Genomic DNA, 20,144 nt, shown 5'->3' with positions numbered 1-20,144 from the left:
TGAAGCGTTCCATGTCCTGCCCGTCGGCTACAGCCGTCCGGTTACAGCCAACCCCAGTCGAGTCACAGCGGACGTCACGTCCCGTGTGTGATCGCTGACGAGTGCAGGCGGTAGCGTCGGGTTCGGCGCCCCACTTTTGCCCCGTCGCCTTTTAGTCCGCCACCGCCCTCAGTTCTACTACTGACAGGTAATGCCGTGGCAATCGACTCCGTACGTGCTGGTGTTGTTCCTCGCAGCGACGACGTCGTTCGTCTGGGCGTGCTATGGGTCGCTGGTGGTGCGCCGCGAGGGGCGGCGCTGGTATCTGGGGTCGTTCGTGGTGCTCTGCCTCGCGGCGGCGGTGTGGGCGGGCGTCTACGCGGTGTCGCTCGCGGCGACGGCGTTCGAGGTGAAGCTCGTCACGTACAAGCTCCTCCACCTCGGTGGGGCGCTCGTCCCGCCGGCGTGGCTCTGCTTCGCGGTCGCGTACACGGGCCGGGAGCGCTGGTTGACGTGGCGGCGTGCCCTCGCGGTCGCCGCGATTCCGCTCGCCTTCCTCTGTGCGCTCCCGACGAACCCGTGGTCGCTCGTCCTCATCGACGCGCGCCTCGCGGTCGCGTCCTCGCTCGTCGTGCTCGACACGACGCTGGGCCCGCTCTATCACCTCTTCCTCGCGTACTCGTACACGGCGGTCGCGGCGGGGGCGTTGCTCATCACGCGGCACGTCACGGGGACGGGCACGTCGCGTCGCCGAGAGGGCGCACTCCTCGTCGGGGGCGCGCTCGTCCCGCTCGCGCTGAACGCCTTCGAGCTCGTCGGCCTGTCGCCGTTCGGGACGGTCGGCGTGAACCTCACGCCGGTGTCGATCGCGCTTTCGACGGTCTGTTTCGGGCTCGCCATCTTCCGGTATCGCGTCCTCGACGTGGTGCCGGTGGCGTGGGACGTCGTCCTCTCGCAGATGAGCGACGGCGTCGTCGTCCTCGATGCGGACGAGCGCGTCGTCGAGCTGAACTCGATGGCGGAGGCGATACTCGGGACGCGAGCGGACGCGCTCGGGCGCGACGCGTCGGCCGTGCTCCCGCAGTACGAGCGCTTCGCGACGGAGTCGCCGGTGCTCGTGACGCTCGAGGAACCGGACGCGGAGGGGCGCGAACGCATCGTCCAGTTCACGCGCTCGTCGCTGACACGCGGCGGCGAGACGTACGGCTGGGTCGTCCTCTTACAGGACGTCTCGGCCATCGAGCGCGAGCGCCGCGACGCCGAGCGCCGGAACGTCCGCCTCGACGAGTTCGCGACCGTGGTCGCACACGACCTTCGGAACCCGCTGGCGCTCATCGCGGGCTACGCTGACCTCGCGGAGGAGACGGGCGACCCGCGCTACTTCGAGACGATCCGCACGACCGCCGCTCGCTCGAACGCGTTCTTGGAGGAGCTGCTCACGCTCTCGCGGCAGGGCGAAACGGTCACCGACCCCCAGCCGGTCCGGCTCGCCGACGTCGTCGAGACGGCGAGCGCGGCGGTCCCCGGGGCGTCCTTGCACGTGGACGTCGAAACGGACGCGGTCGTCCTCGCGGACGAGAACCGCCTGCGGCAGGTGCTCGACAACCTCCTGCGGAACGCCCGCGACCACAACGACGCGGCGACGGTCGTTCGCGTCGGCGACCTCCCGGACGGCTTCTACGTCGAGGACGACGGGCGCGGTATCCCGGTCGCGAGCCGCGAGAACGTCTTCGACTCGGGGTTCTCGACGCGCGACGGTGGCTCCGGGTTCGGCCTCTCAATCGTCCGCGACGTCGCGACCGCTCACGGGTGGAGCGTCAGAATAACGACCGGGACGGCGGGCGGCGCGCGCTTCGAGTTCACCGGCGTCGAGCGCGTCGACGACGCGGCGTGAGTCGCTACTCGACGCGCTCTTTCAGATCCGTGTAGGTGTCCGCGACGCCGACGCTCGTCTCGCCGAGTGCCGCACCGACGAGGCCGCCGAGCGCGCCGCCCGTGCTCGCCGCGTTCCGGCTGACGAGACCGCCGAGGCCGGCGCCGACCGCCGCACCGACCGCTGCGTACTTCGCTCGACTGACCGCACGCGTGAGTCTGTCCATACCCGAAACAACGGTCGGCTGCCGGATAAAGCGTGTGCCCGAACGCGCCGACGCCGCACGTCTCGCCGCGCCGCGCCGTCGGTCACCGGTCGAGGGGTGGCGGATGGAATCGCCGTCGAGACAAAGCAACAGCTACACGAGTCGATTGTCCTCCCACCGGCTTAAACCCGAGGGTCGCGTCGAGGGCCCGCCCGGGTCGGCGTCTCGGTCGATTCGCGGCCGACGCCACCGCTGCCGAAGGGGGTTTGTTTCACTGCCGCGTAGCTTCCCACAATGACTCAGCCCGAATCCTCGCGAGCGCTCCGCGAGGAAGTCGCCGCGAACCGGACGCCGGAGCACGACGTCGACCCGCTCTTCGTCAACCGCTGGTCGCCGCGCGCGATGACGGGCGCGTCGCTCGCGGAGTCGGAGTACCTCCCGCTCTTCGAGGCGGCGCGCTGGGCGCCGTCCTCGCGCAACAGCCAGCCGTGGCGGTTCGCGTACGCCGAGCGCGGCGACGACGAGTGGGAGACCTTCCTCGGGCTCGTGAACGACCACAACCGACGGTGGGCGGCCGACGCCGCCGTGCTCGCCGTCCTCTGCTCGGAGACGACGGACGCGAAGGGTCGCACGCTCTCCGCGCACACCTTCGACGCGGGCGCGGCGTGGGAGAACCTCGCGCTCGAGGGCACGCGACGCGGCCTCGTCGTCCACCCGATGGGCGGGTTCGACCGCGACGCCGCGGCCGACGCCCTCGACGTGCCCGCCGACTACGACGTCGAGGTGATGGTCGCTATCGGCGAACGCGCCCCGGCCGAGACGCTCCCGGACGACCTCCGTGGCGGCGAGACGCCGAACGGCCGCAAACCCCTCTCGGAGATCGTCACGCGCGGCGGCTTCTGACGGCGGCGCTCACAGCCCGCTCTCGCGGAGGATGCGACGCGCGGACTGCTCGAGACGGTCGAGGTTCTGCTGTGCGGTTGGGTTGTGCACGAGGCCGTTGCGCTTGACGACCTCACCGTCCACGAGGACGGTGTCGACGTTCTCGATCCCCGCCTGGAAGACGACGGTCTCGACGGGCTTGTGCACGGGCGCGGTGTTCAGGTCGTCCGCGTCGATGACGGTGATGTCCGCGCGCTTGCCGGGCGTGAGCGAGCCGATTCGGTCCTCGAGACCGAGCGCTCGCGCGCCCTCGATGGTCGCGAGCTCGAGCGCGCGATGCGCGCTCGGCGTGACCTCCTGAATCTGCTCGCCGGCCGCCACCTCGGGCTGGTTGCGCAGGCCGCGCTCGACTTGGAGCGCCATGCGCAACTGCGTGAAGAGGTCGTCGCTGACGTTCGAGACGATGTCGACGCCGACGGAGGGAACCGCGCCCGCGTCGAGCGCGTCACCGAGCGCGGGCATCCCCATCCCCATCTGGAGCTCGACCTCCGGCGTCGTGGAGACGGAGCCGCCGGACGTCCCGATGAGCTCGAACTCCTCGGCGGTGAGGCGGTTCGCGTGCACGTAGTTCAGGTCGTCGCCGAGCAGACCGAGGTCGTCGAGTGTCTTCACGCCGCCCGAGCCGAGCGACCCGATGTGCATCGACACCGGGATGTCGAGTTCGCGCGCGAGCTCGATGTCCTTCCGCGTGACCTCGTCGGTCGAGTAGTCGGGGCCGCGCGCGCCCATCGCGAGCGTGAGGCGGCCGTCCGCGCTCGGGAAGCGCTCGGTCGCGAGCCGCCGGATGTCGTCAGGGTGCGTCGTCGAGCTGTTGTCCCACCACTTCGCGCTGTCGTCGCCCGGCGGGCCGTGCGTGAACAGCGCGCGGATGCCGGCGTCCTCGAGGCCGTCGATGGCGCGGTCCGAGTGCGCGGGCGAGTTCGCGATGTGGAACCAGTCGAGCACGGTCGTCGCCCCGGCGTTGAGCTGCATGACCGCGCCGAAGAGGTTCCCGAGGTAGGCGTCGTCGGGTCGGTACTGCGCGCTCACCTTCCCGAGCATCTTCTCGAGGTACTCCATGAACGTCCAGTCGCCGGCGATGCCGCGCACGCCCGACTCCCAGGTGTGGAGGTGAGCGTTGACGAACCCGGGGACGACGACGCTGTCGCTCGCGTCGACGACGTCCGCCGCCGGCACCTGCAGGTCGTCGCCGATGAGCCTGATTTCGCCGTCCTCGACGTAGAGGTCGGTGTCGCGCTGGATTCCGTACTCCTCGTCGACCGTGACGAGCGTGCCACCCTCGATGAGCACCGAGTTACGGGTGCCGCGGCCGCGCCCGCGGCCGTCGCCTTGGTCCGCCTGCGCGCTCGCCGTCGAGGAGAACGCGACGGCGGCGAGACCGGCGGCGCCCGCCTTGAGGTAGCTCCGTCGTGAGACGTCCGCGTCGTCGTGGTCCGTGTCGTCTACCATGGACGACTCGTCGTATCCCCGTCGGCGAGTTAGGCGTTCGTTCGGCATATCGCAAGCCGCCGCGAGTTCCGCCGCGAGCACCCACCGGGGTCGCTATCGGTCCCTCACTGCGTCGGCGCCGCGACGCGCGAGCGCCCGCCGTCGTCGCTTGCGCCCTCACCGAAGACCGAGCGGATGAGTGCGCTCTCCGCGCGATTGACGCGATACTGGAGGGTGGACGTCGGGATGTCCTCGATGCGCGCGATCTCCTTGATGGAGTTCCGCCGTGGCTGGTCGTAGTAGCCGTGCTCGACGGCGAGTGCGAGTGCGTCGCGCTGTGTCGGGGTGAGGACGCCGTCGTCGGTCCGGCGATTCGACCAGTTCGACGCGCGCTCGACGCGGTCGAACTCGAGGCGGAGGCCGTCGCGGAGGTGGGCGGCGAGATCCTCGTAGACGCCGCTCATCGCGACGTCGTCCTCGGCGAGGATGCGCCAGACGTACTCGCGCTCGCGCTGCTCGGCCTGCACGAGGACGCCGTCTCCGAGGCGCGACGCGACGAGATACGGGATCGAGCGACAGCCCTCGCCCTCGGACTGCTGCGAGTAGATGACGCGACTCGTCGCGTCCGCGTCGAGGAGTTCGTAGCGCCAGTCGACCTCACAGCCCCCCATCCCACGCAGGCTCGAACACCGGGTGAGACGCTCGATGACGCGGTCGTACTCGGCGAGCGCGTCCTCGGGGCCGGTCACTTCGTCGACGCGCCACATCGTGTGTTCGCTCGCGTGACAGGAGACGGTGTGTGAGACGAGGCCGGGGTTCTCGATGAAGACGTCCATCAGCTCGTCCACGCCGCGTTCGTAGGTGACGGTGAAGGCGAACTCGCGCATCGCCCCTATCTGGGCCGCGAAGACACAAGAGGACCGTGTTGGGATATCCCAACTCTCGGCCGGCACCGCTCCCTCGACGAGGCCCGTGCTTATGCCGTGCCGTCCTCGGGTTCGAGCGTCGGGAAGACGTGCTCGACGACGGCGCGATGCGCCTGCTCGGGGGCGTCGTCGTGGCCGAGCGAGATCTTGCGCGCTCGCGCCGCGTGGATGACGTCCGTGAGGAGCTGGGCGACGTCGTCGACGTCGACGTCGCGGAACGCGCCCTGCTCGATGCCGGCGCGCAGCACCGCGGCGACGTTCTCGCGGAGGACCGCGTAGTGCTCGGTGAACAGCTCGCGGTGGCGCTCGTGATGCTGGGCCTGCGAGAAGAGCTCGTGATAGACGGTCATGCGCTCCCAGTGGTCGAAGTCGGCGCCGAGCTCGGGCCCGAAGAGACACTGCTCGATGCGCGCCTCCAGCGTCGCCCACGGGTCGGCCTCGGCGTCGACGTCCGGCTGGTCCTCGTACTGCTCGACGAGGTACTCGAGGAACGCGGAGATGAGGTCGTGTTTGCCGTCGAAGTGGTAGTGGATGAGGGTGCGACTCTTCTCGAACTCCTCGCCGATGTCGCGCACGCGGAGGTCGGTGTAGCCGTGCTCGCTGAGCGCACGGAACGTCGCCTCCATGATGGCTTCGCGCGTCTCGCGTGACGACGCGGAGTCGTTCGCGGCGGGCATACGCGCTCCTACGCGGGAGCGACTTATTAGGGCCGCGCCTCAGAACGAGAGGTGCGAGGTCGAACCGGGGCCGTCGTCCTCCTCTGCGGGGCCCGCGTGGAGGTAGGTGTAGTCGTCGTCCGTGAGGTAGACGGCGCCGTCCTCGACGGCGATGTCGACGTCCGGGAGCGTCGTTCCGGCGGCTTCGCCGTTGTCGCACTCGCCGGTACAGGCGTCGAAGTGCGAGCCGTGCTTCGGGCAGACGATTTCGCCGTCGCGCATCGGCGCGCCGTCCCCCCGGTCGAAGCGCTGGCTCTCGTGCGGGCAGTTGTTCACCCACGCCTCGACGCCGGGGTCGTCGTCGCAGCGCACGAGGATGACCTCCTCCTCGTTCGTGAACATGTCCTCGGCGGTGAAGAGGTACGACCCGAGGAGCGGGACCGACTCGAGGTCGGTGATCTTGGTGCCGTCGACCATATCCGGGCTACGGGGAAGTCCGGCAAAAGCGTGGCGTCCGCAGCGCGCGACGCCGTGAACGCGGCCGCGAGCGGTAGCGCCGCCCGCACCCGATAGGCTTTACCACCTGGTAAACGATAGGTCGTCCATGAGCCAGTTCGACCGGACGGCGGACGCCGGCGCGGAGGCGGACACCGAGCGCGCCGACCCGCCAACCCCCCGGACCGAATCGCGGATGCTCCCGGCGGAGGTGTTCTCCGTCCTCGGCAACGACACGCGGGTCGACATCCTCCGCGCGCTCCTCGAACTCGGTGCCGACGACGACCCCGTCAGCTTCACCGACCTCTTCGAGCGCGTCGACATCGACGACAGCGCGAACTTCAGCTACCACCTCCGCAAGCTCACCGGTCACTTCGTCAAGCAGGGCGACGACGGCTACGAGTTCCGCTCACCGGGGCGCAAGGTCGTGAGCGCCATCTTCACGGGGACGCTCACCGAGCGCGCACAGCTCGGTTTCTTCCCCGCGAGCGGCGACTGCTACGACTGCGGGGGTGACCTCCACGGCTGGTACGTCGACGACACGCTCACCATCGGCTGCACGGACTGTGGCGCCGTCCAAGTGAGCTATCCGTTCCCCTCCGGTGGCCTCGACGACCGCTCCACCGAGGACCTCCTCGCGGCCTTCCACCACTACGTTCGCCACCACTACTGTCTCGCCGCCGACGGCGTCTGCCCCGAATGCACCGGCAGCGTCGAGACGACGCTCGTCCGCGACCCCGACGATTCCGACCTCGACGTCGCCGTCGAGCACGTCTGCGAGCGCTGTAACTACCGTCTTCGGTCCACGCTCGGCGTCACCCTCCTCGACGCCGCGCCCGTCCTCGTCTTCTTCGCCGAACGCGACGTCGACCTCAGCACCGAGCCCTTCTGGCACTTCGACTGGTGCGTCAGCGACACGCGCACGGCCGTCGTCTCCGAGGACCCGCTCCGCGTCGAACTCGCGCTCCCGTGTGAGGGCGACGAACTCCACGTGCGCGTCGACGAGGCCGGCGCCGTCGTGGACACCGCCGTCGTCGAAGGGCTCACGCAGTAGTCCGCCTCGCGCGTCGGCGACACAGGTCGGTGCGGTCGCTCTTCGAGACGTGAGAACGGGGCCGGGTGGGCCCCACGACGGGATGCCAACCGTCGGAGAATAAATGGGCCGCTCGCGTGTGCGGGGTTTGCTACGGAACCGCGTTACTCGAATCGCTCGACGGCCTGCTCGTAGCGCGCCGAGGGCTCCTCCCAGTCGACGACGTCGAAGAACGCACTCACGAAGTCGCCGCGAGCGGGACCGTAGTCGTAGTAGTAGGAGTGCTCCCAGACGTCGAGAGCGAGGATGGGCTGTGCGCCCCAGAGCGCGCCCTGGTCGTGCTTGTCGACGACGAGGTTGCGCAGCTGGTTGCTGTGCGTGTCGTACACCAGCAGCGCCCAGCCGCCTGCGGCGGACGCGGCCGCCTCGAACTCGCCCTTCCACGCCTCGTACGACCCGAAGTCCTCCTCGATGCGCTCCGCGAGGTCGCCCTCGGGCGCGTCGCCGCCCTCGGGACCCATCGACTCCCAGAAGAGCGTGTGGAGGACGTGACCGGAGCCGTTGTGGGTGACGTTCCGAATGGCGCCGGCGGAGCCGGAGAAGTCGCCCTCCTCGCGGGCCTCCTCGAGGGTTTCCTCGGCGGAATTCCAGCCGTTCACGTAGCCCTGATGGTGCGTGTCGTGATGCCAGTTCAGCACCTGCTCGCTGATGCTCGGTTCCAGTGCGTCGTACTCGTACGGTAGCGGCGGCAGTTCGTAATCGCTCATGTCTACACCACCCACTATACACGGGACGGATATGAACGTTCGCTGTACCACATTTGAGTACGATACCTGACTATTTGGAAAGGTCCGCTAGAAGCTCTATTAGGTGGCATTTTCGTTCTTCAGAATAAGATAGTCGGTGTCCTGCCACTACTTCTCTTCCGCATACGGGATGCTTATCAGTACTGAGGGCATCCCGTCGTGTATGGCTACAGACGAGACCGCGCGCGGTCCCGACGACCCCGTCGCGGGGCAGACCGTCCAGCACGGGACCGGCGTGAACTCGAATCGCGCGTTCCCGACGAACAACTATCCCGGGAACCTCGACCCGTTCGTCCTCTTCGAGCGCTTCTACATCGACCCGGACAAGGGCTTCCCGATGCACCCGCACAAGGGGTTCGAAATCGTCTCCTACATGATCGAGGGCGGGATGGACCACGAGGACTCCCTCGGCGTCGAGCACACCGCCTACGAGGACGACGTGATGCGCATCACGACCGGGAGCGGCATCCGCCACTCCGAGTTCCCCGCCGACGGGCAGGCCTGTAACGGCCTCCAGCTCTGGGTGAACCTCCCGCGTTCGGAGAAGGAGGCCGACCCCGACTACATCGACGCCTCGAGCGAGGACCTCCCCACGGAGGAGCGCGACGGCGCGACCGTCACCACCGTCGTCGGCGAGGGCTCCCCCATCGACCTCCGCACGGAGATGGAGTACCTCGACGTTCACGTCTCGGACGCGTGGACGTGGTCGATGCCCGAGGGCTGGTCGGGCTTCCTCTACGGCGTCGAGGGCGAGGGCACCGTGGACGGGAGCGACTTCGGCGTCGGCGACGTCCTCCCCGTTACGGACGCACGCGACGTCGAGGTGGCGAGCGACGAGGGCGTACTGCGCCTCGTCGCCGTCGCCGGCGAACCCCACGACGAACCCATCCGCCAGCAGGGCCCGTTCGTCTTCTGAGGTCGGCGTCTTTTCCCTTCTACGCGCTCGCTACCGGCAGCGGCGCCTGAGTTCGACAACCGTGTCGTGCGTCGTCCACGCGCCGTCGAGTCGCCGCTCGAAGCGCGGCGAGCGCCACGCGCCGCGCGTGCGTGGGACGTACAGACGCCAGCGCGTCGACGCCGGGCTCACGCCGGTCGGCACGAGGGCGACCCGGACGCCGGCCGCGTCGCGCTCGGCCCCGACGACGTCCGCGTCGAACACGCCGCCCCCTGCGAGGCGGCCCCGGACGCAGTCGCCCGGTCGGAGGCGGCCGACGACGCGCGCCCGAGCGGCCATCGCGGCGTCACTCACGGCCGGACCCCACGGCGCTCACGTTCGGAAGGACTCGCCGCAGCCGCATTCGCGGGAGACGTTCGGGTTCTCGACGTCGAAGCCGGCGTTCTCGAGGCCGGTCTCGTAGGTGAGCACGGACCCCTCGACGTACTGCTCGCTCGCGGGGTCGACGAAGACGCGGAGGCCGTGGGCCTCGACGACGTCGTCGTCGTCCTCGGGCGCGCCGTCGAAGCGCATCCCGTAGGAGAGGCCGGCACAACCGCCCTGCTGGACGAAGAGGCGCAGACCCGCGACGTCCGTGTCCATGCCCTCGCCCTCCAGTAGGGCGAGCGCCTGTTCGGCGGCTGGTTCGGTGACGTCGACGGTCGGTGTGGCGTCTGCGGTGGACATGCGCGTGGATACGCGCTCCACCGACAAGAGGCGTTCCTGTACGGGAATACAGGACGCGGACGCACGCCCCTTCTGGACGCGCTCGGCGGTGTCGGCCGTCGCGGGTGCGGCATCCCCGCCAGCGGCCGAGACACGCGAGACTCGGGCGCCGACGCCGTGGTCGGCGACGCGACCCCCGGCGGCAGCGGCGTCGAGCGGTCGTCGTGGCCGGTGGCGGCGACGGCCAGACCGGGGTCGTCGAGCCCCCGCTTCGACGCCGCGTTGCCCGCCTCGACGGGACCTCTCGGTATTACAACTGTATCTCTGTACAGCGGCCCCCTATACGTCTTTGGGCCGTTCGACCACGGGCGATTCGTGTGGACGGCCGGCGCGTGGTTCAACTCTTGACCAGATGGTAAACCTCTTTACGTCCGCGCTGTCACGAACACGTATGGTAGACGTAGCAGTCGTCGGCGGCGGTCCCGCCGGCCTGAGTGCCGCACAGTTCGCCGCGAAGAACGACCTCGAGACGGTCGTCTTCGACACCGACGAGACGTGGATGCACAAGGCCCACCTCTTCAACTACCCGGGCGTGCGCTCCATCGACGGGATGACGTTCATCGACATCGCGCAGAAGCAGGCGGACTCGCGCGGTGCCGACCTCCACGAGGACGAGGAGGTCACGAGCGTCGAGGAGACGGAGGACGGCTTCGCGCTTACGACCGAGGACGGCGAGTACGAGGCCGACTACGTCGTGCTCGCGACCGGCGGCAATCGCGACCTCGCCGAGGACCTCGGCTGTGCGTTCACCGACGAGGACGTCGTCGACGTGAACGTCGACATGCAGACCTCCATCGACGGCGTCTACGCCACCGGCGCGATGGGCCGCGACACGAAGTGGCAGGCCGCAATCGCCGTCGGTGACGGCGCCGCCGCCGTCCTCGACATCCTTTCGAAGGAGAAGGGCGAGTACTATCACGACTTCGACATGCCGTCCGACGTTCCCGAAATCTGAGGGGAACGAAGTCGGACGCGGCCCTGTAGCGACCGGCGCACACGCGCCCGAACCCCCGCGCTCTCCTCTCGCCTCACCGCATGGTAGACAGAACAGACGGAGAAAGTCCCACGCGCGCGATTCGGTGGTTCGCCGAGACGGTCGGCTCCGAGTGGCACCTCCGCATCCTCCACGCGCTTCGGGACGGCGAACACCGCTTCAGCGAGCTCGAACGCCGGACTGGGAGCAGTCCGTCGACGCTCCCGCGCGTCCTCGACGACCTCGCGACCACCGGGCTCGTCCAGCGCCGCGTGCAGGAGCGCCCGATTGCGACCTATTACCGGTTGACGGCGCGTGGCCGCGCTCTCGCGCCGGTGTTCGATGCCGTCGAAACGTGGGCCGACGAGTATCGGGACGCGTAAGCCCACAACCGGCGTCGCCCCGATGCGCGAGACGTATCTCTTTCACATATAGTTAATCTCATTGGTATCTCTCCGAATCGGCTGGCCGGTGACGGCGAGCGTGCGGCTCGTCGGTGCGGACGAGAACGGCGGACAGCACGGTGTCGGATCGCTCGCCGTCGCGGCGAGTGGGCGCGGCACCGAGAGCCATACACGTGAGCCATACGCGCCGCTGTGGCGCACGCTCGCGACACCGCCGTGGCGGACTCAGCGGTAGTCGTCGAGCGAGACGTACGAGCCCTCGCGCGCCGACAGCCACGTCGTCGGGAGGGCGGCTTCCTCGACGTCGGGCGGGTAGAGCGTGAACTCCGACTCGCCACCGCTCACTTCGACGACGCCGCGGACGGCGGGCGGGTCGTCGGCCTCGCCGTCCGCGGCGCGCACCGCGTCGACTGTCGACTCGAACTCCGCATCGTACGATTTCTTGCCGGACTTCGTGGACACATCATCAGACATACTTCGACTTCGTACTCGGATGCACTTATACTATACGAATATAGTCAAATACGACCAGTTCTACCACGTCCGGAACGCTCATTTGGGCACTCGCCCCCTAGTGTCGGCCATGGACGCATCGGCCGACACGCTCCCAGACGTGCGACTCCGGGCGATGGCGGAGGCCCCGGTCGGCATCGCCGTCACCGACCCGACCCGCCCCGACAACCCGCTCGTCTACGTCAACGACGCCTTCGAGCGCATCACGGGCTACGCGCGCGAGGACGTCCTCGGGCGCAACTGCCGGTTCCTCCAGGGGCCCGAGACGGCCGACGAGGCGGTCGCCGACCTCCGGGATGCCGTCGCGGCCGAGGAGCCGACGACGGTCGTCCTCCGCAACTACCGCGCCGACGGCGAGGTGTTCTGGAACGAGGTGACGGTCGCGCCCCTGCGCGACGACGACGGACGCGTGACGCACTTCGTCGGCTTCCAGTCGGACGTCACGGCGCGCAAGCGCGCGGAGGCCGCCCTCGAGCGCGAGCGCGCGTCGCTCGCCCGCCTCCTCGAGCGCCTCGAAGGCGTCGTCGCGGACGTGACGCGCGCCGTCGTGAGCGCCGACGGGCGCGCGAACGTCGAGGACGCCGTCTGTGAGCGCCTCGCCGCCGTCGACGCCTACTCGCTCGTCTGGCTCGGCGACGTCGACCACGCCTCCGGGGAGGTTCGCCCGCACGCGTGGCGCGGCCGCGACGCCACCGACGTCGACGTGGCCGCACTCGCCGTCCCCCGTGACGCCGACCACCCGGCGGCGCGCGCCGTGCGGACCAGCCGCGTCCAGCACGTCACCGGCGCTCGCGCGAGCGACTGCGTGCCGCTCGCGGACGTCGGCGGCGTCGCCGCCATCCCGCTCTGCTATCGCGGGACGACGTACGGCGTGCTCGTGGTCGCCGCGCCGACCGCCGCCGCGCTCGACGAGTCGGAGCGGACGGTCCTCGAGTCGCTCGGCCGCACCGTCGCGACGGCGCTGAGCGCGCGCGAGTCACGCCGCCTCATCGCGGCCGACCAGACGGTCACCGTCGAGTTCGAACTCTCCGATACGTCGCTGTTCGTCGTCGACCTCTCGACGCGTCTCGACGCGACGGTGCGCTATCGGGGCATGGTGGACGAGGCGGACGCGCCGTTGCTCTTCTTCGACGTCGACGCCGACGCCGAGACGGTGGTGGCGGCGGCGGACGACGTCCCCGCAATCGCGTCGATGGACGTCGTCGGGGACGCCGAGGCGGCGAGCCTCTTCGAGTGTCGCCTGCGCGGGGGGTCGCTCGTCGACGACCTCGCGGAGCGCGGCGTGCGCGTGCGCGAGATGCACGCGACGGACGGCGTCGGACGCATCGAGGTCGACCTCCCGGCGAGTTCGGACGCCCGCGCCGTCGTCGAACGCGTCCGCGAGCGCTACCCGGCCGTCGAGGTCGTCAGCTACCGGGAGAGCGAGCGCCCGCCGACGACGGAGCGCGCGGCGCTCGAGAGCCTCGGTGACGCGCTCACAACCCGCCAGTTCACGGCGCTCCAGAAGGCCTACCTCTCGGGTTACTACGACGCGAACCGCTCGGTGACCGGCGACGCGCTCGCGGAGTCGATGGGCATCTCGCGCTCGACCTTCCACCAGCACCTCCGGGCCGCCGAGCGGAAGGTGTTCGCCGCCGCCTTCGACTGGTGATACCTTACTAGTCGGGCACCACTCTCTTACCGGCGCCGAGTGTAGCGTTACTGAAGCCACGGGCCCGCGCGTACCGACCGTCTTCGACGCCGCCGGGTGTGGCCGCGTCACGAATCATGGTATCCCCCGACGACGTCGCCACGAGCAAGGCGATACAGCAGCGGACCGGTCCCACGTTCCACCTCGCGACGCGCCTCCTTCCCGAGCGCGTCCGTCGCCCCACGTACGTCCTCTACGGGTTCTTCCGCGTCGCGGACGACGTGGTGGACGACACCGACCGGGACGCCGAGCGCCAGCGCCGCGAACTCGAGGAGATCCGCGCCGCCGTCCTCGAGGGCGCGGAGACGGACGACCCGGTCCTCGAGGCCTATCGCGAGCTCGCGGACACCTACGACATCCCGGGCGAGGAGACGGAGACGTTCCTCGACGTGATGGCGATGGACCTGGAGACGCGACGCTACGAGACCCACGACGACCTCGAGGCCTACCTGCGCGGCTCCGCCGTCTCCGTCGGCTACATGATGCTCGACGTGATGGCGGCCGGCGACGAGATGAGCGAGGCGGACGTCGCGGCCGCCCGGCCGCACGCGAAGGCGCTCGGCGAGGCCTTCCAGCTCACGAACTTCCTCCGGGACGTTCGGGAGGACGTTCGGGACTACGACCGCATCTACCTCCCCACGGAGCGCCTCGACGCCCACGGCGTCACCGTCGAGGAGATCGAGGACTGTTCGTTCTCCGAGCGCTACGCCGCATTGATGCGCGCGGAGCTCCGGCGCACCGAGCGCCTCTACCGCGAGGGCATCGCCGGCATCGAGTTCCTCCCCGAGGACTGCCAGTTCGCCGTCCTGCTCGCCGCCGTCCTCTACGCCGACCACCACCGCGTCATCCGCGAGCACGGCTACGACACGCTCAGCGAGCGCCACACCCTCTCGACGCCGCGGCGGCTCTTCCTCGTCGCCGCGACCGGCTATCACTGGTTGCGGACCCACGACCCCGTCGAGACGTTCTACGCCGTCAGCGACGTCCCGCGCGTCGACGGGAGCGAGGCCGAGCGCGGCTCGCGGCGCTCCGCGCGCTCCGTTCGCACCCGCGCGCGTGCGGCCGTCTCCACGCTCCGGGGGGTGTGGGAGTGAGCCGCCCGTCCGTCACCGTCGTCGGCGGCGGGTTCGGCGGGCTCTCGACGGCGTGTTACCTCGCGGACGCCGGCTGTGACGTCACCGTCGTCGAGAAGAACGACCAGCTCGGCGGGCGCGCGAGCGTCCTCGAACGCGACGGCTTCCGCTTCGACATGGGGCCGTCGTGGTACCTGATGCCGGACGTCTTCGAGCGCTTCTTCGCCGCCTTCGACCGCGAGCCCACGGACTACTACGCGCTCGACCGCCTCGACCCGCACTATCGGGTCTTCTGGAAGGACGGCGAGTCGCGAGCGGACGGCGACACCGTGGACGTCACCGGCGACCTCGCGACGATGCGCGCGCTCTTCGAGTCCTACGAGGACGGCGCCGGTGACGCCCTCGATGAGTACCTCGTGCAGTCCGAGGAGGCCTACGAGGTCGGCATGGAGCACTTCGTCTACACGGACCGCCCGCGCTTCCGGGACTACGTCGACTGGGACGTCATTCGGAACGCGCGCGGCCTCGGCCTCCTCTCCTCGATGCAGGAGCACGTCGAGGAGTACTTCGAGCACCCGAAGCTCCAGCAGCTCGTCCAGTACTCGCTCGTCTTCCTCGGCGGGTCGCCGACGAACACGCCCGCGCTCTACACGCTGATGAGTCACGTCGACCTGAACCTCGGCGTCTACTACCCCGAGGGCGGCCTCGGCGCCGTCGTCGACGGCATCGCCGACCTCGGCGCGGAGCGCGGCGTGACCTATCGGACGGGCGCGGACGTGACCGCGATCCGCGGGGAGCGCGGTGCGATGCGCGTCGAGCTCGCGGGCGGCGAGCGCGTCACGAGCGACGTCGTCGTCTCCGACGCCGACTACAAGCACACCGAGCAAGAGTTGCTCGCCCCCGAGGACCGCCAGTACGACGCCGACTACTGGGAGTCGCGCACCTACGCGCCCTCCGCGTTCCTCGTCTACCTCGGCGTCGAGGGCGACGTCGAAGGGCTCGCCCACCACACGCTCGTCCTCCCCGAGGACTGGAGCCCGCACTTCGAGGCCATCTTCGACGACCCCGCGTGGCCCGACGACCCCGCCTACTACCTCTGTGCGCCCTCGAAGACGGACGACACCGTCGCGCCCGACGGGCACAGCAACCTCTTCGCGCTCGTCCCCATCGCGCCCGGCCTCGACGACACCGAGGCGGTCCGGGAGGCCTACCGCGACCGACTCCTCGACGACATCGCCGCGAACACCGGCGTCGACCTCCGCGACCGTATCGTCGTCGAGGAACGCTTCTCGGTCTCCGAGTTCACCGAGCGCTACAACGCCGCCGAGGGGACGGCGCTCGGCCTCGCGCACACCCTCCGGCAGACCGGCCCGCTGCGCCCCGACCACCGCTCGGACGCGCTCGAGGGCCTCTACTACACCGGCGGCTTCACGCGGCCCGGCATCGGCGTCCCGATGTGCCTCATCAGCGGCGAGCACGCCGCCGACGCCGTCCTCGAGGACGCGCGCCGACGCACGCACACGACATGAGTCGGCTTCGGCGCCTCCTCGTCCAGTCGCGCCCCCGGTTCTGGCTCTACCTCGCCGGCCCCGCGCTCGTCGGCATCGCGTACGGGGCGCGCTCGACGACGGACCTCTACGCGCCCGCGTCGCTCGCGCTCCTCGCGTACTTCCTCCTCCCCGCGAACGTCTACCTCTACGGCGCCAACGACGTCTTCGACGCGGACGTGGACGCGGAGAACCCGAAGAAGGAGGGGCGAGAGCGGCGCTATCGCGGCGACCCCGTGCTCGTCGCGGCCGTCGCCGTGAGCGCCCTCCTCGGCGTCGCGCTCGCCGTCGCCCTCCCCGTGACCGCGCCGTGGATACTCGCCTTCCTCGTCCTCGGGTGGGCGTACAGCGCGCCGCCGCGCCTGAAGACCAAACCGCCGCTCGACTCGCTCTCGAACGGCCTCTACGTCCTCCCCGGCGTCGCCGCCTACGCCGCGCTCACCGGCGAGACGGCGCCGCTCCCCGCCATCGCCGGCGGGTGGCTGTGGACGATGGCGATGCACACCTTCTCCGCGATTCCCGACATCGAACCGGACCGGCGCGCCGGCATCGACACGACCGCGACCGTCCTCGGGGAGACGCGCGCGCTCGCCTACTGCGGGGCGTGCTGGTTCCTCGCCGCCGTCGTCTTCGGCCTCCTCGACGTCCGCGCCGGCCTCCTGCTCGGCGTCTACCCGCTCTTCGCGCTCGGCCTCCACGCCAGCGACGTCGCGCTCGAGCGCGCGTACTGGTGGTTCCCCGCCGTCAACGCCGCCGTCGGTGCGGTCCTCACCGTCGGCGGGCTGTGGGGTGTCGTGCGTGCGTGAGCGCCTCCCGCCGCGCGGGCGCGTCGAGCGCGCGCTCGACGCGTTCGTCACCGAGAACCGCCTCACGCTCGCCGTCGTCGCGCCGCTCGTCGGCGCGTGCTCGATGATCGCGGGCGCGAAGGGCTACCTCCCTCCAGCGGTCGCGTTCAGCCCCGTCGCGCTCGTCGCGGGCACGCTCATGTTGCGCCTCCCGCTCGCCGCCGGCCTCGCGCCGCTCGTCGACCGGCGGGCCGCCGGCGCGCTCGGCGGCCTCTGCGCGTACAGCTACGCCATCGAGTACGTCGGCACCACGACCGGGTGGCCGTACGGCGAGTTCGCCTACGGCGTCGAGCTCGGGCCGATGCTCGCAGGCGTCCCGCTCGCGCTCCCGCTGTTCTTCGTGCCGCTCGTCGTCAACGCCTTCCTCCTCACCGTCCTCCTGCTCGGCCCGCGCGCCGACGACCCCCGGGTCCGCCTCCCCGCCGTCGTCCTCCTCGTCGTCGGCATCGACGGCGTCCTCGACCCGGGCGCGGTCGCGCTCGGCTTCTGGGCGTACGCCGACGGCGGCGTCTACTACGGCGTCCCGCTCTCGAACTACGTGGGGTGGGTCCTCTCCGCGAGCGTCGCCGCGCTCGCGCTCGACCGCGCGTTCGACCCCGAGCGACTGCGCGCGCGCCTCGAGGCCTGCGCGTTCGCGCTCGACGACCTCGTGAGCTTCGTCCTCCTCTGGGGTCTCGTCAACCTCGCGTTCGCGAACTGGCTCCCGGTGCTCGGGGCGCTCGCGCTCGTCGCCGCGCTCTGGCGGACCGAGCGCTTCGACGTCGCGCTCGAGTGGCCGGTACGCGGTCGCCCGTGGCGCTGAGACGCGTGCGCGCACGCGACGCCCGAACGGCTTTGCCGACGCCGCGCGAGCTAGCAGCGTATGTCCACGACAGGCAGTCCCGCGCGAGCGGTCGCGGAAGCCGTCGGCCTCACGCTCGCCGCGCTCCTCGTCTCGCTCCTCGTCGGCGTCGTCTTCCTCGTTCCGCTCTTCGTCCTCGGCTACGACGTCCAGTCCACGGGCGTCCTCCTCGCGTCGACCGCCGCCGGCCAGCTCGGGTTCCTCGCCGTCGGCTACGGCTACGTCCGCCGGCGCGGCGTCCCCGTCCGACTCGCCGCGCCGTCGCGTCGCGACGCGCTCGTCGCGGCCGGTGGCGTCGTCGCCGCCGTCGCGCTCGCCGTCGCCCTCTCCGCGCTGCTGAGCGCGCTCGACCTCGTTCCCGGCTCCGTCGTCGGCGACGTCGGCGCGCGCGACCCCGTCTTCTTCCTCGGTCTCGCCGCGCTCTCGGTCGTCCTCGTCGCGCCGGCCGAGGAACTCCTCTTCCGGGGTGCCGTTCAGGGCCGACTCCGCCAGCACGTCGGCCCCGTCCCGGCCGTCCTCGGTTCGAGCCTCCTCTTCGGCTCGATGCACCTCGCGAACTACACGGGCGCGCTCGCCCCCATCGTCGCGGGCGCGCTCCTCATCGCCGCCATCGGCGCCGTCCTCGGCGCGCTCTACGAGTACACCGGGAACCTCGCCGTCCCCATCGCGACGCACGCGACGTACAACGCGGTCCTGCTCGTCGTCGCCTACGTCACGGCATAGGCTACCCGCCCGAGGGCTGATCCGGGCGGTACTCGCGGCTGATCCGGCGCCACGCCCCCGAGCGGAAGCGCCAGTAGTTGACGAGCGCCGGCACCGTGGTCTCCGCGAAGAACGAGAGGTAGATGCCGAGGAGGCCGAGCGACGTGGTCGCGCCGAGATACGTGAACGGGACGGCGAGGCAGAACATGGAGACGATGCGCCCGTAGAACGGCCAGCGCGTGTCCCCGGTGGCGTCGAGCGCGCCGTCGAGACTGCTCGCGATGCCCTGCGGGACGATGGCGAGCGCGGCGACGTAGACGAAGTCGCGCGCGATTGGCACCGTCTTCGAGGCGGGGTCGTCGACGAAGAGGACGACGATCTGCTCCGCGAACACGACGACGAGGACCGCCGAGAGGAGGTAGGTGGCGGCCGAGAACACGGATATCTCGCGCCCGTAGATGGCGGCGCTCGCCTCGTCGTCCTGCCCGAGCGCCTGCCCGACGAGGCTGCTCGTCGCGAGGCCGAACCCCCACCCGGGCGTGTTCATCAGCCCCCAGATGCGCCGCGCGACGATGTACGCGGCGACGACCTGTGGCCCGAAGAGGCCGACGAACGCGAGCATCGGGAAGCGCGCGACCGTCCAGATGCTGCCGCGTCCGATGACGGGGAGGCCGATGGTGGTGATGTCGCGCGCGAACTCCCGGACGAAGTAGCGTCCGGTCGGATCGACGCTGATTGGGAAGTCGCCGACGAGCGGGAGGCGCCCGCGCGCGAGCCCGACCGCGAACGCGGCGGCGATGAGGGCGTTCGAGAGGGCGGTGCCGAGGCCGGCGCCGACGACGCCGAGGCCGAGGCCGAAGATGAAGACGGCGTTCAGGCCGATGTTCGCGACCGCGCCCGTCGCGCGGAGGACCATCGGCGTCCACGCGTCGTCCGCGCCGATGAGCGCGCGACTCCCGACGAGGTTCAGCGCGGCGAACGGCACGCCGAAGCCGAGGACGCGGAGGTAGTCGGCGCCGTAGCGGATCGTCCGCGAGTCGTCGGTGAGGACGGAGATGAGTTCCGTCGGCGCGAGGACGAAGAGCGCGCCGACGGGCGCGGAGACGGCGAGGACGATGACGCCGCTCGTGCGGATGGCCTGCCCGAGCTCGTCGTAGGCGCCCGCGCTGTAGCGCTGGGAGACGAGCGCGATGGTGCCGGCGGCGAGCCCGCCACCCAACGCGAACGCCATCCCCCAGTAGGGGCCGGCGAAGCCGACGCCCGCGATGGCGACTTCGCCGAGCGCGACGCCGACCATCGCGACGTCGGCCGCCCCCTTCGACATGCGCGCGAGACCGGTGAGGATGCGCGGCCACGCGAGGTCGACGGTCCGGCGGACGTTGGCGTCGTCGATGAGGCCGACGCGCGCGAGGGCGAGGCCGATGTAGACGAGGACGAGACGCAGGGGATTCGGGAGCGAGGACACGATACGGTATGGGGTATTTCGCGACGCGGGTTTTAGGCGTTCGTTCCCCGGCCGCGTGTTCCGGTTCGGCGCTCCGCGTCCCGTGGGC

General features: G+C 70.4%; 22 protein-coding genes and 1 CRISPR repeat array (1 of these 23 only partly in view). Of the genes, 12 read left to right on the top strand and 10 right to left on the bottom strand.

The window, feature by feature from the left end; all coding sequences use genetic code 11:
• A CRISPR array of direct repeats spans window positions 1–70; the repeat unit is 30 nt (it extends 4,070 nt beyond the left edge of the window).
• 120 nt (window positions 71–190) lie between these two features.
• Complete coding sequence (locus tag EFA46_RS12385) at window positions 191–1,873, top strand: histidine kinase N-terminal 7TM domain-containing protein (protein WP_123077906.1); 1,683 nt, start codon at window positions 191–193, stop codon at window positions 1,871–1,873.
• A 4-nt stretch (window positions 1,874–1,877) separates the two neighbouring features.
• Here the strand turns inward: EFA46_RS12385 and EFA46_RS12380 are convergent, their stop codons facing one another.
• Window positions 1,878–2,078 carry a hypothetical protein gene (locus tag EFA46_RS12380; protein ID WP_123077904.1) on the bottom strand — a complete coding sequence of 67 codons (201 nt, stop codon included), beginning with the start codon at window positions 2,076–2,078 and terminating at the stop codon, window positions 1,878–1,880.
• 273 nt (window positions 2,079–2,351) lie between these two features.
• On the opposite strand from EFA46_RS12380, the gene EFA46_RS12375 reads away from it, so the two are divergent.
• The gene (locus EFA46_RS12375) at window positions 2,352–2,960 is read left to right on the top strand and encodes a nitroreductase family protein (protein ID WP_123077902.1); all 609 of its coding nucleotides are present in this window, start codon (window positions 2,352–2,354) and stop codon (window positions 2,958–2,960) included.
• A gap of 9 nt (window positions 2,961–2,969) precedes the next feature.
• On the opposite strand, the gene EFA46_RS12370 is transcribed toward EFA46_RS12375, so the two are convergent.
• The 4 genes from EFA46_RS12370 to EFA46_RS12355 all read right to left on the bottom strand — a co-directional run bounded on the left by EFA46_RS12370 (window position 2,970) and on the right by EFA46_RS12355 (window position 6,486).
• The gene (locus EFA46_RS12370) at window positions 2,970–4,448 is read right to left on the bottom strand and encodes an amidohydrolase family protein (protein ID WP_123077900.1); all 1,479 of its coding nucleotides are present in this window, start codon (window positions 4,446–4,448) and stop codon (window positions 2,970–2,972) included.
• A gap of 104 nt (window positions 4,449–4,552) precedes the next feature.
• Window positions 4,553–5,314 (bottom strand): helix-turn-helix domain-containing protein, encoded by a 762-nt coding sequence (locus tag EFA46_RS12365; RefSeq protein ID WP_123077898.1) that lies wholly within the window; start codon window positions 5,312–5,314, stop codon window positions 4,553–4,555.
• A gap of 89 nt (window positions 5,315–5,403) precedes the next feature.
• Complete coding sequence (locus EFA46_RS12360; RefSeq protein WP_176969888.1) at window positions 5,404–6,030, bottom strand: TetR/AcrR family transcriptional regulator; 627 nt, start codon at window positions 6,028–6,030, stop codon at window positions 5,404–5,406.
• A gap of 39 nt (window positions 6,031–6,069) precedes the next feature.
• Complete coding sequence (locus EFA46_RS12355) at window positions 6,070–6,486, bottom strand: Rieske 2Fe-2S domain-containing protein (RefSeq protein WP_123077896.1); 417 nt, start codon at window positions 6,484–6,486, stop codon at window positions 6,070–6,072.
• 127 nt (window positions 6,487–6,613) lie between these two features.
• Here EFA46_RS12355 and EFA46_RS12350 point away from each other — a divergent pair, with 127 nt between their 5' ends.
• A complete protein-coding gene (locus EFA46_RS12350) occupies window positions 6,614–7,558 on the top strand; it encodes a helix-turn-helix domain-containing protein (protein WP_123077894.1) in 945 nt (314 codons plus the stop codon).
• 143 nt (window positions 7,559–7,701) lie between these two features.
• Here the strand turns inward: EFA46_RS12350 and sod are convergent, their stop codons facing one another.
• Window positions 7,702–8,304: a superoxide dismutase gene (sod, locus tag EFA46_RS12345; protein WP_123077892.1), complete on the bottom strand. Its 603-nt coding sequence runs from the start codon at window positions 8,302–8,304 to the stop codon at window positions 7,702–7,704.
• 202 nt (window positions 8,305–8,506) lie between these two features.
• On the opposite strand from sod, the gene EFA46_RS12340 reads away from it, so the two are divergent.
• On the top strand, window positions 8,507–9,259 hold the full coding sequence (locus EFA46_RS12340; protein ID WP_123077890.1) for a pirin family protein: 753 nt from the start codon (window positions 8,507–8,509) through the stop codon (window positions 9,257–9,259).
• A gap of 30 nt (window positions 9,260–9,289) precedes the next feature.
• Here the strand turns inward: EFA46_RS12340 and EFA46_RS12335 are convergent, their stop codons facing one another.
• Together EFA46_RS12335 and EFA46_RS12330 are read right to left on the bottom strand one after the other, a co-directional pair.
• The gene (locus EFA46_RS12335; RefSeq protein WP_123077888.1) at window positions 9,290–9,592 is read right to left on the bottom strand and encodes a hypothetical protein; all 303 of its coding nucleotides are present in this window, start codon (window positions 9,590–9,592) and stop codon (window positions 9,290–9,292) included.
• Window positions 9,593–9,610: 18 nt separating this feature from the next.
• On the bottom strand, window positions 9,611–9,964 hold the full coding sequence (locus tag EFA46_RS12330; RefSeq protein ID WP_123077886.1) for an iron-sulfur cluster assembly accessory protein: 354 nt from the start codon (window positions 9,962–9,964) through the stop codon (window positions 9,611–9,613).
• A gap of 430 nt (window positions 9,965–10,394) precedes the next feature.
• Between EFA46_RS12330 and EFA46_RS12325 the strand changes: the two genes are divergently transcribed.
• A complete protein-coding gene (locus EFA46_RS12325) occupies window positions 10,395–10,958 on the top strand; it encodes an FAD-dependent oxidoreductase (RefSeq protein ID WP_123077884.1) in 564 nt (187 codons plus the stop codon).
• Window positions 10,959–11,038: 80 nt separating this feature from the next.
• On the top strand, window positions 11,039–11,359 hold the full coding sequence (locus EFA46_RS12320) for a helix-turn-helix domain-containing protein (RefSeq protein ID WP_123077882.1): 321 nt from the start codon (window positions 11,039–11,041) through the stop codon (window positions 11,357–11,359).
• 246 nt (window positions 11,360–11,605) lie between these two features.
• On the opposite strand, the gene EFA46_RS12315 is transcribed toward EFA46_RS12320, so the two are convergent.
• Window positions 11,606–11,854 (bottom strand): hypothetical protein, encoded by a 249-nt coding sequence (locus tag EFA46_RS12315; protein WP_148040700.1) that lies wholly within the window; start codon window positions 11,852–11,854, stop codon window positions 11,606–11,608.
• Window positions 11,855–11,963: 109 nt separating this feature from the next.
• Between EFA46_RS12315 and EFA46_RS12310 the strand changes: the two genes are divergently transcribed.
• The 6 genes from EFA46_RS12310 to EFA46_RS12285 all read left to right on the top strand — a co-directional run bounded on the left by EFA46_RS12310 (window position 11,964) and on the right by EFA46_RS12285 (window position 18,612).
• On the top strand, window positions 11,964–13,544 hold the full coding sequence (locus EFA46_RS12310; RefSeq protein WP_158604274.1) for a bacterio-opsin activator domain-containing protein: 1,581 nt from the start codon (window positions 11,964–11,966) through the stop codon (window positions 13,542–13,544).
• Window positions 13,545–13,660: 116 nt separating this feature from the next.
• Window positions 13,661–14,677 carry a phytoene/squalene synthase family protein gene (locus EFA46_RS12305; protein ID WP_176969887.1) on the top strand — a complete coding sequence of 339 codons (1,017 nt, stop codon included), beginning with the start codon at window positions 13,661–13,663 and terminating at the stop codon, window positions 14,675–14,677.
• Entirely contained in the window at window positions 14,674–16,185 is a 1,512-nt protein-coding gene (locus tag EFA46_RS12300) for a phytoene desaturase family protein (RefSeq protein ID WP_370529278.1), read from the top strand. Before EFA46_RS12305 ends, EFA46_RS12300 begins: the two co-directional genes overlap by 4 nt.
• A complete protein-coding gene (locus EFA46_RS12295) occupies window positions 16,182–17,009 on the top strand; it encodes a prenyltransferase (RefSeq protein WP_123077872.1) in 828 nt (275 codons plus the stop codon). Before EFA46_RS12300 ends, EFA46_RS12295 begins: the two co-directional genes overlap by 4 nt.
• Window positions 17,002–17,850 (top strand): bisanhydrobacterioruberin hydratase, encoded by an 849-nt coding sequence (gene cruF / locus EFA46_RS12290; RefSeq protein ID WP_123077870.1) that lies wholly within the window; start codon window positions 17,002–17,004, stop codon window positions 17,848–17,850. Before EFA46_RS12295 ends, cruF begins: the two co-directional genes overlap by 8 nt.
• A 60-nt stretch (window positions 17,851–17,910) precedes the next feature.
• Window positions 17,911–18,612 carry a CPBP family intramembrane glutamic endopeptidase gene (locus EFA46_RS12285; protein WP_123077868.1) on the top strand — a complete coding sequence of 234 codons (702 nt, stop codon included), beginning with the start codon at window positions 17,911–17,913 and terminating at the stop codon, window positions 18,610–18,612.
• A gap of 1 nt (window position 18,613) precedes the next feature.
• On the opposite strand, the gene EFA46_RS12280 is transcribed toward EFA46_RS12285, so the two are convergent.
• Entirely contained in the window at window positions 18,614–20,056 is a 1,443-nt protein-coding gene (locus EFA46_RS12280) for an MATE family efflux transporter (RefSeq protein WP_255494103.1), read from the bottom strand.
• Between the last annotated feature and the right edge of the window lie 88 nt (window positions 20,057–20,144).

It is taken from the genome of Halarchaeum sp. CBA1220 (assembly GCF_003721175.2).
Classification (GTDB): domain Archaea; phylum Halobacteriota; class Halobacteria; order Halobacteriales; family Halobacteriaceae; genus Halarchaeum; species Halarchaeum grantii.
The sequence above is the reverse complement of the archived record's forward strand: the minus strand, read 5'-3'. Positions and strand labels throughout refer to the sequence as shown.

Coding starts and splice junctions, on each gene's coding strand:
- EFA46_RS12385 (WP_123077906.1), top strand. CDS start 191: ATGCCGTGGCAATCGACTCCGTACGTGCTGGTGTTGTTCCTCGCAGCG.
- EFA46_RS12380 (WP_123077904.1), bottom strand. CDS start 2,078: ATGGACAGACTCACGCGTGCGGTCAGTCGAGCGAAGTACGCAGCGGTC.
- EFA46_RS12375 (WP_123077902.1), top strand. CDS start 2,352: ATGACTCAGCCCGAATCCTCGCGAGCGCTCCGCGAGGAAGTCGCCGCG.
- EFA46_RS12370 (WP_123077900.1), bottom strand. CDS start 4,448: ATGGTAGACGACACGGACCACGACGACGCGGACGTCTCACGACGGAGC.
- EFA46_RS12365 (WP_123077898.1), bottom strand. CDS start 5,314: ATGCGCGAGTTCGCCTTCACCGTCACCTACGAACGCGGCGTGGACGAG.
- EFA46_RS12360 (WP_176969888.1), bottom strand. CDS start 6,030: ATGCCCGCCGCGAACGACTCCGCGTCGTCACGCGAGACGCGCGAAGCC.
- EFA46_RS12355 (WP_123077896.1), bottom strand. CDS start 6,486: ATGGTCGACGGCACCAAGATCACCGACCTCGAGTCGGTCCCGCTCCTC.
- EFA46_RS12350 (WP_123077894.1), top strand. CDS start 6,614: ATGAGCCAGTTCGACCGGACGGCGGACGCCGGCGCGGAGGCGGACACC.
- sod (WP_123077892.1), bottom strand. CDS start 8,304: ATGAGCGATTACGAACTGCCGCCGCTACCGTACGAGTACGACGCACTG.
- EFA46_RS12340 (WP_123077890.1), top strand. CDS start 8,507: ATGGCTACAGACGAGACCGCGCGCGGTCCCGACGACCCCGTCGCGGGG.
- EFA46_RS12330 (WP_123077886.1), bottom strand. CDS start 9,964: ATGTCCACCGCAGACGCCACACCGACCGTCGACGTCACCGAACCAGCC.
- EFA46_RS12325 (WP_123077884.1), top strand. CDS start 10,395: ATGGTAGACGTAGCAGTCGTCGGCGGCGGTCCCGCCGGCCTGAGTGCC.
- EFA46_RS12320 (WP_123077882.1), top strand. CDS start 11,039: ATGGTAGACAGAACAGACGGAGAAAGTCCCACGCGCGCGATTCGGTGG.
- EFA46_RS12315 (WP_148040700.1), bottom strand. CDS start 11,854: ATGTCTGATGATGTGTCCACGAAGTCCGGCAAGAAATCGTACGATGCG.
- EFA46_RS12310 (WP_158604274.1), top strand. CDS start 11,964: ATGGACGCATCGGCCGACACGCTCCCAGACGTGCGACTCCGGGCGATG.
- EFA46_RS12305 (WP_176969887.1), top strand. CDS start 13,661: ATGGTATCCCCCGACGACGTCGCCACGAGCAAGGCGATACAGCAGCGG.
- EFA46_RS12295 (WP_123077872.1), top strand. CDS start 16,182: ATGAGTCGGCTTCGGCGCCTCCTCGTCCAGTCGCGCCCCCGGTTCTGG.
- EFA46_RS12285 (WP_123077868.1), top strand. CDS start 17,911: ATGTCCACGACAGGCAGTCCCGCGCGAGCGGTCGCGGAAGCCGTCGGC.